The organism is Streptomyces sp. NPDC085900, assembly GCF_044540925.1.
In the GTDB taxonomy this organism is placed as follows: domain Bacteria; phylum Actinomycetota; class Actinomycetes; order Streptomycetales; family Streptomycetaceae; genus Streptomyces; species Streptomyces gilvifuscus.
Genome location: NZ_JBITSP010000014.1, coordinates 177,979 through 191,014, shown reverse-complemented (window position 1 = coordinate 191,014; position 13,036 = coordinate 177,979). Strand labels below are relative to the sequence as shown.

16 protein-coding genes are annotated in these 13,036 nt (G+C 72.5%); 8 read left to right on the top strand and 8 right to left on the bottom strand.

Annotated features, from left to right (window positions below):
* Positions 1–19: 19 nt before the first annotated feature.
* Both ACIGDI_RS37090 and ACIGDI_RS37085 read left to right on the top strand, forming a co-directional pair.
* Positions 20–253 (top strand): hypothetical protein, encoded by a 234-nt coding sequence (locus tag ACIGDI_RS37090; protein ID WP_063824492.1) that lies wholly within the window; start codon positions 20–22, stop codon positions 251–253.
* Between the two features lie 50 nt (positions 254–303).
* A complete protein-coding gene (locus ACIGDI_RS37085; RefSeq protein WP_399906319.1) occupies positions 304–1,095 on the top strand; it encodes an SURF1 family protein in 792 nt (263 codons plus the stop codon).
* A gap of 108 nt (positions 1,096–1,203) precedes the next feature.
* Here the strand turns inward: ACIGDI_RS37085 and ACIGDI_RS37080 are convergent, their stop codons facing one another.
* The gene (locus tag ACIGDI_RS37080; protein WP_399906316.1) at positions 1,204–3,345 is read right to left on the bottom strand and encodes a carbon starvation CstA family protein; all 2,142 of its coding nucleotides are present in this window, start codon (positions 3,343–3,345) and stop codon (positions 1,204–1,206) included.
* Between the two features lie 342 nt (positions 3,346–3,687).
* Here ACIGDI_RS37080 and ACIGDI_RS37075 point away from each other — a divergent pair, with 342 nt between their 5' ends.
* Genes ACIGDI_RS37075 through ACIGDI_RS37055 form a run of 5 tightly spaced genes read left to right on the top strand, consistent with a single transcriptional unit; the run spans position 3,688 to position 8,670 of the window.
* A complete protein-coding gene (locus ACIGDI_RS37075; protein WP_399906313.1) occupies positions 3,688–5,229 on the top strand; it encodes a sodium:solute symporter in 1,542 nt (513 codons plus the stop codon).
* Positions 5,226–5,792: a SigE family RNA polymerase sigma factor gene (locus tag ACIGDI_RS37070; protein WP_384817555.1), complete on the top strand. Its 567-nt coding sequence runs from the start codon at positions 5,226–5,228 to the stop codon at positions 5,790–5,792. Before ACIGDI_RS37075 ends, ACIGDI_RS37070 begins: the two co-directional genes overlap by 4 nt.
* Complete coding sequence (locus ACIGDI_RS37065) at positions 5,789–6,088, top strand: hypothetical protein (protein ID WP_399906310.1); 300 nt, start codon at positions 5,789–5,791, stop codon at positions 6,086–6,088. The genes ACIGDI_RS37070 and ACIGDI_RS37065 overlap by 4 nt, the downstream gene beginning before the upstream one ends.
* A gap of 33 nt (positions 6,089–6,121) precedes the next feature.
* Positions 6,122–7,909 carry a glycoside hydrolase family 15 protein gene (locus ACIGDI_RS37060; protein ID WP_399906308.1) on the top strand — a complete coding sequence of 596 codons (1,788 nt, stop codon included), beginning with the start codon at positions 6,122–6,124 and terminating at the stop codon, positions 7,907–7,909.
* 5 nt (positions 7,910–7,914) lie between these two features.
* Positions 7,915–8,670: an SDR family oxidoreductase gene (locus ACIGDI_RS37055; RefSeq protein ID WP_399906305.1), complete on the top strand. Its 756-nt coding sequence runs from the start codon at positions 7,915–7,917 to the stop codon at positions 8,668–8,670.
* 15 nt (positions 8,671–8,685) lie between these two features.
* Here the strand turns inward: ACIGDI_RS37055 and amaP are convergent, their stop codons facing one another.
* The 5 genes from amaP to ACIGDI_RS37030 are packed head-to-tail and all read right to left on the bottom strand — an operon-like array spanning position 8,686 to position 11,024.
* Complete coding sequence (gene amaP, locus ACIGDI_RS37050) at positions 8,686–9,264, bottom strand: alkaline shock response membrane anchor protein AmaP (RefSeq protein ID WP_399906302.1); 579 nt, start codon at positions 9,262–9,264, stop codon at positions 8,686–8,688.
* A 5-nt stretch (positions 9,265–9,269) separates the two neighbouring features.
* Positions 9,270–9,929, bottom strand: a complete 660-nt coding sequence (locus ACIGDI_RS37045; RefSeq protein WP_399906300.1) for a DUF6286 domain-containing protein — start codon at positions 9,927–9,929, stop codon at positions 9,270–9,272.
* On the bottom strand, positions 9,926–10,309 hold the full coding sequence (locus ACIGDI_RS37040; RefSeq protein ID WP_399906431.1) for an Asp23/Gls24 family envelope stress response protein: 384 nt from the start codon (positions 10,307–10,309) through the stop codon (positions 9,926–9,928). The genes ACIGDI_RS37045 and ACIGDI_RS37040 overlap by 4 nt, the downstream gene beginning before the upstream one ends.
* A 2-nt stretch (positions 10,310–10,311) precedes the next feature.
* Positions 10,312–10,497 carry a hypothetical protein gene (locus tag ACIGDI_RS37035; protein ID WP_399906297.1) on the bottom strand — a complete coding sequence of 62 codons (186 nt, stop codon included), beginning with the start codon at positions 10,495–10,497 and terminating at the stop codon, positions 10,312–10,314.
* Positions 10,498–10,526: 29 nt separating this feature from the next.
* Positions 10,527–11,024, bottom strand: coding sequence for an Asp23/Gls24 family envelope stress response protein (locus ACIGDI_RS37030; protein WP_399906295.1), 498 nt, complete (start codon positions 11,022–11,024; stop codon positions 10,527–10,529).
* Positions 11,025–11,112: 88 nt separating this feature from the next.
* On the opposite strand from ACIGDI_RS37030, the gene ACIGDI_RS37025 reads away from it, so the two are divergent.
* Positions 11,113–11,823, top strand: coding sequence for a nucleopolyhedrovirus P10 family protein (locus ACIGDI_RS37025; protein WP_399906292.1), 711 nt, complete (start codon positions 11,113–11,115; stop codon positions 11,821–11,823).
* Positions 11,824–11,827: 4 nt separating this feature from the next.
* Here the strand turns inward: ACIGDI_RS37025 and ACIGDI_RS37020 are convergent, their stop codons facing one another.
* Together ACIGDI_RS37020 and ACIGDI_RS37015 are read right to left on the bottom strand one after the other, a co-directional pair.
* Positions 11,828–12,631, bottom strand: a complete 804-nt coding sequence (locus ACIGDI_RS37020) for an enoyl-CoA hydratase/isomerase family protein (protein WP_200700652.1) — start codon at positions 12,629–12,631, stop codon at positions 11,828–11,830.
* Positions 12,632–12,753: 122 nt separating this feature from the next.
* Positions 12,754–12,975 (bottom strand): helix-turn-helix domain-containing protein, encoded by a 222-nt coding sequence (locus ACIGDI_RS37015; RefSeq protein WP_004002281.1) that lies wholly within the window; start codon positions 12,973–12,975, stop codon positions 12,754–12,756.
* Positions 12,976–13,036: the final 61 nt, after the last annotated feature.

The following is a 13,036-nucleotide window of genomic DNA, read 5'->3' as shown; positions in this document are numbered from 1 at the left end:
ACGGCCCACCCTGTGCCCCATGGCGAGATGCGAAGTTTGCGGCAATGACTACGGAATGAGCTTTGAGGTGCACGCGCAGGGCGCGGTGCACGTCTTCGACTGCTTCTCCTGTGCGATCCATCGCATGGCACCCATCTGCGAGCACTGCCGGGTGCAGATCATCGGTCAGGGCGTCGAGGCCGACGGCCAGTGGTACTGCGGTGCCCACTGCGCCCGCGCGGCCGGGAAGGCCGGCATCGTCGACCGCGTCTGAGACGCACCCCTGGCGCAAGCACCCCACGGCCCGAGAGGTACGGTCGTGGGGTGTACCGCTTCCTGTTGACCCGGCAGTGGGTGATCCTGACGCTGGTCGCCCTGCTGCTCATCCCCACGATGATCAGGCTGGGCATCTGGCAGATGCACCGCTACGAGATGCGCTCCGCGCGCAACCAGCTGGTGTCGAACGCGCTGCACGCCAAGCCCGTACCGGCGGAGGAGCTGACCTCGCCCGGGCACACCGTCACCACCCACGACCGGTACCGCACGGTGACCGCGAAGGGGCACTTCGACACCGCGCACGAGGTCGTCGTCCGCCGCCGCACCAACTCCGACGACGAGGTCGGCTACCACGTCCTGACCCCCTTCGTGCTGTCGGACGGCAGGGTGCTGCTGGTCAACCGGGGCTGGATCCCGTCCGACGGCCCGAGCCAGACCACCTTCCCCAAGGTTCCCGCGCCGCCGAGCGGCCAGGTCACCGTCCAGGGCCGGCTGATGCCCGACGAGACGACCGCGGCGAGCGGCATCAAGGACCTCAAGGGGCTGCCGGCCCGGCAGATCATGCTGATCAACAGCGAGGAGCAGGCCCGGCGTCTGCATGCCGAGGTCCTCGGCGGCTACATCCAGCAGACGGCGCCCGAGCCGAAGGGCGGCAGCCCGGAGCAGATCTCCGACCCGGGCAAGGAAGACGCCCCGCTGAACTACGCGTACATGATCCAGTGGTGGCTGTTCGCGGCGGGTGTGCCGTACGGCTGGTGGGTTCTGGTGCGCCGGGAGCGCCGTGACCGGGCGGCGGCGCAGGAGGAGACCGAGGCGGAGGCGACCCCCGCCTCGGTGTGACCTTCAGGGCGCCGGGTCAGCAGCACCGGCCCCGCGGATGCTCGCCGCCCCGGTCCAGCGTGTGCAGCAGTTCCCGCACGTACCAGGACACCGCCCGCGCCCAGGCCCTCACGGTCCCACCTCCACCAGCTCCGGCACCGCACCGATGCGGGACTCCACGTACGGCGCCTCGGCCGTGGGGAGCACGCCGGGCCACCGCACGGCCCGGACGCACACCACCGCCGCGTTGACGATCACGACCGCGACCAGCAGCAGGAACAGGGCGATCAGGACGCCGTCGACGGTGGAGTTGGTGACCACGGTGTGCATGTCGTCGAGGGACTTGGCGGGAGGCAGCACCTGGCCGGCGCCGAGGGCGTCGGCGTACTTCGCGCGCTGGGCGAAGAAGCCGACCCGGGGGTCGTCGGAGAAGATCTTCTGCCAGCCCGCGGTGAAGGTGACGGCGGTGACCCAGGCGAGCGGGAGCCCGGTGACCCAGGCCCAGCGCAGGCGGCCGGACTTCACCAGGATCGTGGTGCACACGGTCAGAGCCACCGCCGCCAGCAGCTGGTTGGCGATGCCGAACAGCGGGAAGAGCTGGTTGATTCCGCCGAGCGGGTCGGTGGCCCCGGTGTAGAGGAAGTAGCCCCAGGCGGCCACGACCAGCCCGCTGCACAGCCAGATGCCCGGCTTCCAGTTGACCCGGCCGACCGGCTTGAACACGTTGCCGAGCATGTCCTGGAGCATGAAGCGTCCCACCCGGGTGCCCGCGTCGACCGTGGTCAGGATGAACAGCGCCTCGAACATGATCGCGAAGTGGTACCAGAAGGCCTTCAGCGCGCTGCCGCCGAAGATGCCGGAGAAGATCTCCGACATGCCGACGGCTAGGGTCGGGGCGCCGCCGGAGCGGGCGATCAGGGTCTGTTCCTCGACCGCCCTGGCCGCGTGGGTCAGCTGGTCGGGGGTGATGGTGAAGCCGAGGCCGGCGACCGCGTGGGAGGCGGACTGGGCCGTCGTGCCGAGGAGGCCGGCGGGAGCGTTCATCGCGTAGTACAGACCCGGCTCCAGGGTGGCCGCGGCGATCAGCGCCATGATCGCGACGAACGACTCCATCAGCATGGCGCCGTAGCCGATCAGCCGGACCTGGGACTCCTTCTCGATCAGCTTCGGAGTCGTGCCGGAGGAGACCAGGGCGTGGAATCCGGACAGGGCGCCGCAGGCGATCGTGATGAACAGGAAGGGGAAGAGGGACCCGGCGAAGACCGGCCCCGCCCCCGAGGTCGCGAACTTGCTGACCGCGTCCGCGTGCAGCACGGGCGCGGCGATCACGACGCCGACCGCGAGCAGCGCGATGGTGCCGATCTTCATGAAGGTGGAGAGGTAGTCGCGCGGGGCCAGGAGCATCCACACCGGGAGGACGGAGGCGACGAAGCCGTAGCCGATCAGGCAGAAGACCAGGGTCGTGGGGCTGAGGGTGAAGGCGGACGCCAGCGAGGAGTTCTGCACCCAGCTGCCGCCGGCGATCGCCAGGAGGAGCAGGGCCACGCCGATGAGGCTGGTCTCCACGACCCGGCCGGGGCGGAAGCGGTGCAGCCAGAAGCCCATGAACAGGGCGATGGGGACGGTCATCGCGACGGAGAAGGTGCCCCACGGGGAGTGCGCGAGGGCGTTGACGACGACCAGGGCCAGCACACCCAGGAGGATGATCATGATGGCGAACACGGCGATCAGTGCCGCCGCCCCGCCCGCCCGGCCGATCTCGTCCCGGGCCATCTGGCCGAGCGACGTGCCGTCCCGGCGCATGGACAGGAACAGGACGACCATGTCCTGTACCGCGCCCGCGAAGATCACTCCGGCGACGATCCACAGGGTGCCCGGCAGGTATCCCATCTGGGCCGCGAGGACGGGGCCCACGAGCGGTCCGGCCCCGGCGATCGCGGCGAAGTGGTGGCCGAGCAGCACGCGCCGGTCGGTGGGGTGGAAGTCGACACCGTCCTCCAGCCGCTCGGCGGGCGTGGCCCGGCGGTCGTCGGGCCGCAGGACGCGACGGGCGATGAAGCGGGAGTAGAAGCGGTAGGCGACGGCGTACGAGCCGAGGGCGGCGACGACCAGCCAGACCGCGGAGATCTTCTCGCCGCGGGCCAGGGCGAGGACGCCCCAGGCGACGGCGCCGAGCAGGGAGACGGTGGTCCAGAGCAGGACCGATCGCAGTGACATACGTGACTTTTCGGGCGCCTTGGGGTCGGCTGCGGGCAGGGCTGTCGCGGGCATGGCGGCTCCTCACCGGAGAACGGTGTGACGACGTGGGGGTCGGAAAGGGACTTCAGCTCGGTCTGCCGACCGGCCGGTTGGTCACCAGGGGACCGTCAGCGGGCCTGCGGCGGGCGCGAGGAGCGGTACGGCGATCGCGACGCGCCGTGGCCGGTGATGACCGTGGGGTGCCATGACCTGCGCTCCTCTCCCGCTCGCTGTCGGTCTGTGCAAGAGTTGCCCACCCCCCGGGACCGGTTGACAGCGCATGTCCAGAAGATTTCCCGCCGGTTCCCTGTCCTCCGTTCCGGCCGCTCGCGCAACTCCCGCACGAGGGTTCAGGCACACCAAGGACGGTGACCCATGGCCGACGGCGCCATGACCGCGACGTTCCTCGCCGTGATCGGCGGGGCGTCGCTGCTCGCCGTGACCGCGCGGCACCTGCGTCCCAGCGACCGCCTGCCGTCCCTGGAGGGCTGGGCGCTGGCCGACCGCGGCCTGGGCCCGGTCCGGACGTGGTTCCTGCTGGGCGGCACGATCTTCACGGCGTACACCTTCACCGCCGTACCCGGACTGGCGTACGGCAACGGCGCGCCCGCCTTCTTCGCGGTGCCGTACACGATCATCGTCTGTCCCATCGCCTTCGTGCTGCTCAGCCGCCTGTGGACGGTGGCCCGCGCGCACGGCTACGTCACCGCGGCGGACTTCGTGCGCGGACGGTACGGCTCGCCGTCGCTGGCCCTGGTCGTCGCGCTCACCGGCATCCTCGCGACCATGCCGTACCTGGCGCTGCAACTGCTGGGTATACGGGCGGTGCTGACGGCCGGGGGCGTGTATCCGCGGGGCGCGGCCGGGGACCTGGCGATGGTGGCGCTGTTCGCGGGGCTCGCGGTGGCCACGTACCGGCACGGGCTGCGGGCGCCGACGGTCATCTCGGCCCTGAAGGCGGTCGCCGTGTTCGTGTCGCTGACCGCGGTGACCTGGCTGGTCTTCGAGCGGCTCGGCGGGCCGGGCAGGGTCTTCGACGGCGCGGCGAGGCGGCTGGGCGGCCAGGCGCTGGTCCTGACACCTCAGCAGCAGCCCGCGTACGCGACCCTCGCCCTGGGCTCGGCTCTCGCGCTGCTGATGTACCCGCACGTGCTGACGGCCGCCTTCGCCGCCGACGGGCCGCGCACGCTGCGCAAGGTCTCCGTGGCCCTGCCCGCCTGGACGGGGCTGCTCGCCCTGTTCGGCTTCCTCGGCATCGCGGCGCTGGCCGCGGGCGTGCGCGCGCCCAGGGGCGGGGCGGAGGCCGCCGTACCGATGCTGGTGGACCGGCTGATGCCGGGGCCGCTGGCCGGGCTGGTGTTCGGCGCGATCACCGTGGGGGCACTGGTCCCGGCCGCCGTGATGTCCATCGCGGCGGCCACCGCCTTCGTACGCAATGTGTACGTCGAGTACGTGCACCCCACGGCCACGCCCAAGCGGCAGGTCCGCGTCGCCAAGGCCGTCTCGCTGACCGCGAAGGTGGGGGCGGTGGCGTTCGTGTTCGGGCTGCGCGACCAGGACGCGGTCAACCTCCAGCTGCTGGGCGGGGTCTGGATCCTGCAGATCTTCCCGGCCGTGGCCGTGGGCCTGTTCACCGGGCGGCTGCATCCGCGTGCCCTGCTCGCCGGCTGGGGCGCGGGCATGCTCGCCGGGACCTTCCTGGTCGTGCGCGAGGGGTTCTCGTCCATCGTGTCCCTCGGCTTCGGACCGCTCCGGATCTACGCCGGCCTCGCCGCCCTGGTCCTGAACCTGGCCGTCGCGGTCGCCGGCACCGCCCTCCTCGAACGTCTCGGCGTCCCGCGCGGCGCCGACCTGACCGACCTGCCGTCGCGCCTGACCGTCAGGCGACGCCCGGAGACGGGAGCGAACCAGCCGTGAGACGCAAGTACCCGACACCCGTGCCCGAGCCGCGCGTCGAGCCGCTCGCGCCGACCCCGGCCGACCCGGCCGACCTGGAGCGCGAGGCCGGGCTCGCGCGCCTCTTCGAGCTGCACTACTCCTCGATGCTGCGGCTGGCCGTGCTGCTCGGCGCCGACGACCCGGAGAACGTGGTGGCCGAGGCGTACTACCAGATCTACCGCAAGTGGCGGCGCCTGCGGGACGTCGAGGCGGCGGAGGCCTATCTGCGCTCCACGGTGTGCAATCTGACCCGGATGCGGATACGCCATCTCCAGGTCGCCCGCAGGCACGTGGAGAACCCGCCCGAGGAGACCGTCGTCTCCGCCGAGAGCGCCGCGCTGCTCCGCGACGACCAGCGCGTCCTGATCGACGCGCTCCAGCAACTGCCCGCCCGGCAGCGCGAGGCGCTGGTGCTGCGGCACTGGCTCGGGCTGAAGGAGGGTGAGATCGCCGCCGCGATGGGCATCTCCGGCGGCTCGGTGAAGACCCACACGTCCCGCGGCCTCGCCGCACTGACCCAGGCGATGGAGGCCCGGCGATGACGCACCGAGACGCGACCGGGTCGCGTGGCACCGGACCGGACCGCACCGAGCGGGAGTTGAGCGAGGCGCTGGCCGCGCTGGCCGAAGGGGTGCGGGCCGCCCCCGACGCCTACCGTACGGCGCGCGGCGAGTGGCTGCGGCGGGAGCGCAGGCGGCGCCTGGTGCTGGCCGTACTGATCACCGTGGTCTTCGCCCTCGCCACCCTGATCGGGCTGTGGGTGCTCAACCAGACGCCCTCCCATCAAGGCGTCGTCTTCTCTGGCATGGCGCACTCACTCCCCCGGCCCACCCGCTGATTGTCACCTCGGCAGGCCGGGAACCCGCAACTCGTGCATCCCCGCATCGAGGACTACGCCCTCATCGGCGACGAGCAGACCGCGGCCCTGGTCGGCCGCGACGGCTCCGTCGACTGGCTGTGCCTGCCCCGCTTCGACTCGGCGGCCTGTTTCGCCCGGCTGCTCGGCGACGAGGAGAACGGCCACTGGCGCATCGCCCCCAAGGGCGTCGACGGGCCCTGCACCCGCCGTGCCTACCGCCCTGACACCCTCGTACTGGACACGGAGTGGGAGACCGACCAGGGCGCGATCCGCGTCACCGATCTGATGCCGCAGCGCGACCGCGCCCCCGACCTGGTGCGCGTCGTCGAGGGGCTCAGCGGCAGGGTGACCGTGCGCAGCACGCTGCGCCTGCGCTTCGACTACGGCTCGATCGTGCCGTGGATGCGCAAGTCCGACGGGCACCGCGTGGCCGTCGCCGGGCCGGACTCGGTGTGGCTGCGCAGCGAACCGCCCGTGCAGACCTGGGGCGAGGATCTCGGCACCCACTCCGAGTTCACCGTGGCGGAGGGGGAGAAGGTCGCGTTCGTCCTGACCTGGCATCCCTCGCACCAGCCGCGGCCACCGCTCGTCGACCCGCACAAGGCGGTCCGCGCCAGCGTCAAGGACTGGCGCAAGTGGGTGCGGCGCTGCCGCTACGACGGCCCGTACCGCGACACCGTCGTACGCTCCCTGATCACCCTCAAGGCCCTCACCTACCGGCCGACCGGCGGCATCGTCGCCGCCGCCACCACCTCGCTGCCCGAGGAGCTGGGCGGCGTCCGCAACTGGGACTACCGCTACTGCTGGCTGCGCGACTCCACCCTCACCCTGAACGCGGGCCTGGCCGCGGGCTACCGCAAGGAGGCGGAGGCCTGGCGCAACTGGCTGCTGCGCGCGGTCGCCGGCGACCCGGCCGACCTGCAGATCATGTACGGCCTCGCGGGCGAGCGGCGACTGCCGGAGACCGAGCTGCCGTGGCTGTCGGGCTTCGCGGGGTCGGCACCCGTACGGATCGGCAACGACGCCGTCAACCAGCTCCAGCTCGACGTCTACGGCGAGGTCATGGACTCCCTGGCGCTGGCTCGCAGTTCGGGCCTGCCGCCACGACCGCACATGTGGGCGATCCAGCGGGCGCTGATGGACTGGCTGTGCGCGCAGTGGCGGCAGCCCGACGAGGGGCTGTGGGAGGTGCGCGGCGGCAGACGCCACTTCGTCCACTCCAAGATCATGGTGTGGGTGGCCGCGGACCGTGCGGTGCGGACGCTGGAGGAGGAACCGGAACTCGACGGGGACCTCGACCGCTGGCGCACGCTGCGCGACGAGGTGCACCGGGAGGTGTGCGAGAAGGGCTACGACGCCGAACGGAACACCTTCACGCAGTGCTACGGCTCCCGCGAACTCGACGCCGCGCTGCTGCTCATCCCCCGCCTGGGCTTCCTGCCCCCGGACGATCCGCGGGTCACCGGCACCATCGAGGCGATCCGCGGCGAGCTCGGGCACCACGGTCTGCTGCGCCGCTACAGCACGGACGGCACGACCGTCGACGGGCTGCCCGGCGACGAGGGCACCTTCCTCGTGTGCTCGTTCTGGCTCGCCGACGCCCTGCACATGACGGGCCGCCACAAGGAGGCGCGGGAGCTGTTCGAACGGCTGGTGGGCCTCTGCAACGACGTGGGACTGCTGTCCGAGGAGTACGACCCCGTGAGCGGACGTCAGCTGGGCAACTTCCCACAGGCCTTCAGTCATGTCGGTCTGGTGAACACCGCCCTCGCCCTGTTCGGGGACGGCGAGGCAGGATAGGGGTCATGGATCTTGGACTGAAGGACCGGGTGTACGTCGTCACCGGGGCCACGCGCGGCCTCGGTAACGCCGCGGCACGGGAGCTGGTCGCCGACGGCGCGAAGGTCGTCGTGACCGGCCGGGACGACAAGCGGGTGGCCGAGGCGGCGGACGAGTTGGGGCCGAACGCCTTCGGGGTGGCCGTCGACAACGCCGACCCGCAGGCGCCGGCCCGGCTGATCGCCGCCGCGCGGGAGAGGTTCGGCGCCTTCCACGGCATCCTCGTGAGCGTGGGCGGGCCCGCGCCGGGGTTCGTCGCCGACAACACCGACGAGCAGTGGCGGGCCGCTTTCGAGTCGGTGTTCCTCGGCGCGGTGCGGCTGGCCCGGGCGGCGGCGGAGGAGCTGGACGCGGGGGGTGTCATCGGGTTCGTGCTGTCGGGCTCGGTGCACGAGCCGATTCCGGGGCTGACGATCTCGAACGGCCTGCGGCCGGGGCTCGCCGGGTTCGCGAAGTCGATCGCCGACGAACTGGGGCCGCGCGGCATTCGGGTCGTCGGGCTGCTGCCGGCCCGCATCGACACCGACCGGGTGCGCGAGCTCGACGGAATGTCCGCGGACCCCGAGGCGACGCGGGCGGCCCATGAGTCCCGTATCCCGCTGAGGCGTTACGGCAGGCCGGAGGAGTTCGGGCGGACGGCGGCGTTCCTGCTGTCGCCGGCCGCCTCCTACCTGACGGGGATCATGGTGCCCGTCGACGGCGGTATGCGACACGGTTTCTGAACCGGAGTCACAGGCTCAACTGACCCTTTCCGCACGGTGCTTGACCGCTTTCATGCGGACCTCGGACGGCAGTGCGGCGAGGCCCGCCGAGTTGCGGGCGTGCGTCAGAGACCGTGCGGTGAGGTGGTGCAGGGCGATCGCCGGGTCCACGTGGGGCTCCAGGAGGAGCCGCACGCGGGTCTCGGGGGCGGTGCGACGGCCGGTCAGACAGGCCTGCGCGTCTGCCACGCCGTCGAGTTCGGCCGCGTCGCCCGTCAGGACGTTCTCCAGGGCCCGGCCCCGCAACAGCGCGCCCTCGCCGTCGCCGGTGTCCACCAGGACCTCGGCGAGACGGCGGCGGCGCAGCACGGCCGTCAGCCACCACAGGGCGAGCAGGACGAGGACCGCGAGGGCGGCCAGGACCGCCGGCCACCACCAGCCGTGGCCCTGCCACTTCGTCCGCTCGGCGTCGCTGAGCAGGACGTCGTGCCGCCCGTCGTGGATCCACCAGGAGGGCGGCCGGGTCCCCAGTCCGACGGCGAGCACCGAGCCGCCGACGACGACGAGTACGAGTCCCACGATCCCGATCAGTACGCGGTTGACGGTGCGCAGCATCCCGCTCACCCCTTTCGCCCGGGTCGCCGTACATGGACCGACAGCGCGGGCGGACGGGCGAGGCCCAGACCCTCGATCGCGGCCTCCAGGGCCGCGTTCAGGTCGGCTCGTACGTCGCCGAGGTCACGGAAGTGGGAGAGGGCGCGGACGTCGGCGCGGGCGCGGCCGACGCGGATGCGCACCGACTGGACGCCGGCCACCTCCATGGCGCGGTCGCGCAGGACGAGGGCGGCGGCGTCGCGGTACAGGCCGGCGTGGACGTCCGACTCGACGCGTTGCATCGGCAGGACGCCGCGCAGGCCGGGGGTGCAGGCCAGCACGATCAGCCAGAGGCCGAGGGCCGCGGCCACCCCGGCGCCGACCAGCACCCAGGTGTCGTCGAGGGGGCGTTGCGCGAGCTGCCGGGCGAGTTCGCGGCGCCAGGCCATCGCGTCCCGGTGTGCCCGGACGGCCGCGATGTCGTAGAGGAAGGTGCCCGCGACGGCCAGGACCAGCAGCGCCACGACGGCCGCGGGGACGCGGCGCGCGGACCAGAAGCGGCCCTGACTGCCCGTCGGCGGTGGCGGTGGCGGTGGCGGCGGCCCGTACTCGGGCTCGTCGTCCGGTGCCCGCTCGATCACCGGCAGCCGTTGTGTGGTGCCCTCGGAGCCCTGGGGCTCGCTCATCGCGTCCTCCCCTTTACCGCGCCGTGCGCCGGGGTCAGGTGCAGCCGTTCCACGTGGACGGCGACCTCCGGCACCTCCATGCCCACCAACGCGCGTACCCGCGAAGCGACATGTCGACGCACATCCGCGCACCGGGCGCCGATGTCGCAGGGGTAGTCGAGTTCGAGATGGAGCCGGACGCGGACGGTGCCGTGGTGGACGACGACCGTGGCGTGCGGGGACGCGGTCCCCTTCGACTGGTCGCCGAGGCGTTCGCGGGCCGCCTGCGCGGCGATCTTCGCCACGACCCGGTCGGTGATGCGGGTGGCCCCGCGCTCACCCGGCGCGACGGCGCCGCGTGGTCCGCCCCGCGTGTCGGCGCCGTCGTCCACCGTGGTCACCGTCACCGCCGCCGGTCGTCACGCGAACGGAAGAAGTCGCCCAGTTCCAGGTCGCCCTCCAGGAACCGGCCCGCCACGAAGCCGATGGCGCCCAGGGCGGCCACCAGCAGGAAGGCTCCGAAGCCGCCGAAGTAGCCGGCGAAGCCCAGTGCCATTCCGGCGATCATGCCGACCACAGCCGTGCTCATGGTGCTCTCCCCTCACGGTTGTCCGCCGGTCACTGGATCCGGGGCTCCGGCTCCTCGTCCTCTTCCTCCGGCAGCTTCACATCGCTCACGGCGATGTTGACCTCGACCACTTCCAGGCCGGTCATCCGCTCCACGGCCGCGATGACGTTCTCGCGCACGGCACGGGCGACGTCGGAGATCGACACGCCGTAGTCGACGACGAGCTCCAGGTCGAGCGCCGTCTGTACCTCGCCGACCTCGACCTTCACCCCGCGCGTCACGGACTTGGTGCCGCCGGGCACCCGGTCGCGGACGGCTCCGAAGGTGCGGCTGAGCCCGCTGCCCAGGGCGTGTACGCCGAGCACGTCCCGGGCGGCCAGCCCTGCGATCTTCTCCACGACGCCGTCGGCGATCGTCGTCCGGCCCCGTGCGCCGGAGTCTCCGCCGCCACGCCGGGTCAGCTGCGCCTTCTGCGTGCCGACGGTCTCCGGCACCTCCGTCTCGACTCCCGTGGTGCCCGTCCGGTTCGGTTCCGTCATGTCCGTCATCGCCGCACGTCCCTTTCGGTTCGTCGTCCTGTGACTACGGTAAGTGGGGTTACGCCGCAGCGCGCCCGGGATGCGGCAGGCTGGAGGAATGACGGCGGACGGATGGACGCGGACGGTGCGGAGCCGGCTGGGCATGGGCAGGCTGCTGCCGCTGGGCGGGCCGCGCGACGGCGCGTGGATCTCGGAGGAGGCCGCCGCGGCGGCGCTGCGGCGGGCCGCGGGGCAACTGCGCGGAGTACGGCTGGACGCGCTCCGCATCGCCCTCGCCGACCCGGCGGAAACGGACGAGCCCGTCGTACCGCCGCCGCCGAGCGCCCTGCCGCCCGGTCCGCTGCGGGTGACGGTGGACTTCGCGGCCTCGCCGGCCGAGCCGCTGCCGGCGACGGCCGCCCGGGTGCGGACGACGCTGGCGGACGCGGCGACGCGACTGCTCGGCCTGACGGTGACGGAGGTGGACCTGCGGGTCACGTCCCTGCTGGAGGAGGTGGAGCGGCCGGCCCCGGTGGCACCGCCCGAGCCGCCGCGCGCCGAGGAGCCCGCCGCCGGCGAGGAGACGCGCGCGGTGTCCGCCGCGCTGTCGGTCCCCGGCGTCGACCGTCTCACCGCCGGCCTGGGCCGCGCGGTGCACATCGAGGAACGCCACCAGGAGGGCACTCTTCCGCGCCGCCACGCGCGCGTGGAGATCGCGGTGCGCGCGGACCACCGGGCCGTGGAAGTGGCCCGGGAGGTCCGTGCGGTGGTCGCCGAGGCGCTACCGGATCACCCGACGGTGGCGGTGCTGGTCACGGCGATCGTCTGAGGGGTCACTCGCCGAGGCCGGCCAGGTCCCGCAGCCGCCTGGCCTGCGCGGCCCGCTCCGCGGCCCGCTGGTCGTCGTAGGAACGGCCCTGCGCTCCGCGGATCAGTGCCTTGGTCTCGATCACGGCGTCCCGGGGCGCGGCCAGGATCGCCGACGCGAGGTCCTTCACGGCGGCGTCGAGCTGGTCGGCGGGCACGGCGATATTGGCGAGGCCGCTGCTCACCGCCTCCTCGGCCTGGACGGAGCGGCCGGTGACGCAGATCTCCAGGGCGCGGGCGTAGCCGACGAGCCCGACGAGCGGGTGCGTGCCCGTCAGGTCCGGGACCAGTCCGAGGCTGGTCTCGCGCATGGCGAACTGCACGTCGTCGGCGACGACGCGCAGGTCACAGGCGAGGGCAAGCTGGAAGCCCGCCCCGATGGCGTGCCCCTGTACGGCGGCGATGGAGATGAGGTCGCTGCGCCGCCACCAGGTGAAACCGTCCTGGAAGCCGGCGATGCTCGCGTCGAGTTCACCGTCGCTGCTGCGTGCGAGGTCGATGAACGTCGGCTCGCCCTCGATGCCCTCGGGCGTGAACATCTGCCGGTCGAGGCCGGCGGAGAAGGACTGCCCCTCGGCACGCAGCACGACGACGCGGACGGACCCCGGCAGGACCCGCCCGGCCTCTGCGAGCGCGCGCCACATGGCGGGGCTCTGCGCGTTGCGCTTGGCCGGGTTGGTCAGGGTCACCGTGGCGATCGCGTCGTCGACGGTGAGCCGTACGCCGTCCTTGTCGAGTACGGGACCGAGGTCCTTGGCGGGCGTGGCCATGGGGCGCCTCCGATGAGTGCGGTCAGCAGAGCAGACGTACAAGCTAAGTGACTGCACAGTAACCACCCGGCCGGTCAGCCGACCGACCGGGTGGCCACCATCGAAGCCGATGGGCCGCCCGGTCAGGACGAGGCGGCCTTCTTGCCCCGTGTCGCGCCACCACGCCCACGAAGCGTGACGCCCGACTCGCTGAGCATCCGGTGCACGAAGCCATACGAGCGGCCGGTTTCCTCGGCCAGTGCCCGAATGCTCGCACCGGAGTCGTACTTCTTCTTCAGGTCTGCCGCGAGCTTGTCGCGCGCGGCGCCGGTCACCCGGCTGCCCTTCTTCAGAGTCTCGGCCACCCGTGCCTCCTCATGGGAAGTGCGCTCTGGTCTCCTCATGATCACCCCTCCGGGGCGCGAT

Coding starts and splice junctions, on each gene's coding strand:
- ACIGDI_RS37090 (WP_063824492.1), top strand. CDS start 20: ATGGCGAGATGCGAAGTTTGCGGCAATGACTACGGAATGAGCTTTGAG.
- ACIGDI_RS37080 (WP_399906316.1), bottom strand. CDS start 3,345: ATGCCCGCGACAGCCCTGCCCGCAGCCGACCCCAAGGCGCCCGAAAAG.
- ACIGDI_RS37075 (WP_399906313.1), top strand. CDS start 3,688: ATGGCCGACGGCGCCATGACCGCGACGTTCCTCGCCGTGATCGGCGGG.
- ACIGDI_RS37065 (WP_399906310.1), top strand. CDS start 5,789: ATGACGCACCGAGACGCGACCGGGTCGCGTGGCACCGGACCGGACCGC.
- ACIGDI_RS37055 (WP_399906305.1), top strand. CDS start 7,915: ATGGATCTTGGACTGAAGGACCGGGTGTACGTCGTCACCGGGGCCACG.
- amaP (WP_399906302.1), bottom strand. CDS start 9,264: ATGCTGCGCACCGTCAACCGCGTACTGATCGGGATCGTGGGACTCGTA.
- ACIGDI_RS37045 (WP_399906300.1), bottom strand. CDS start 9,929: ATGAGCGAGCCCCAGGGCTCCGAGGGCACCACACAACGGCTGCCGGTG.
- ACIGDI_RS37035 (WP_399906297.1), bottom strand. CDS start 10,497: ATGAGCACGGCTGTGGTCGGCATGATCGCCGGAATGGCACTGGGCTTC.
- ACIGDI_RS37030 (WP_399906295.1), bottom strand. CDS start 11,024: ATGACGGACATGACGGAACCGAACCGGACGGGCACCACGGGAGTCGAG.
- ACIGDI_RS37025 (WP_399906292.1), top strand. CDS start 11,113: ATGACGGCGGACGGATGGACGCGGACGGTGCGGAGCCGGCTGGGCATG.
- ACIGDI_RS37020 (WP_200700652.1), bottom strand. CDS start 12,631: ATGGCCACGCCCGCCAAGGACCTCGGTCCCGTACTCGACAAGGACGGC.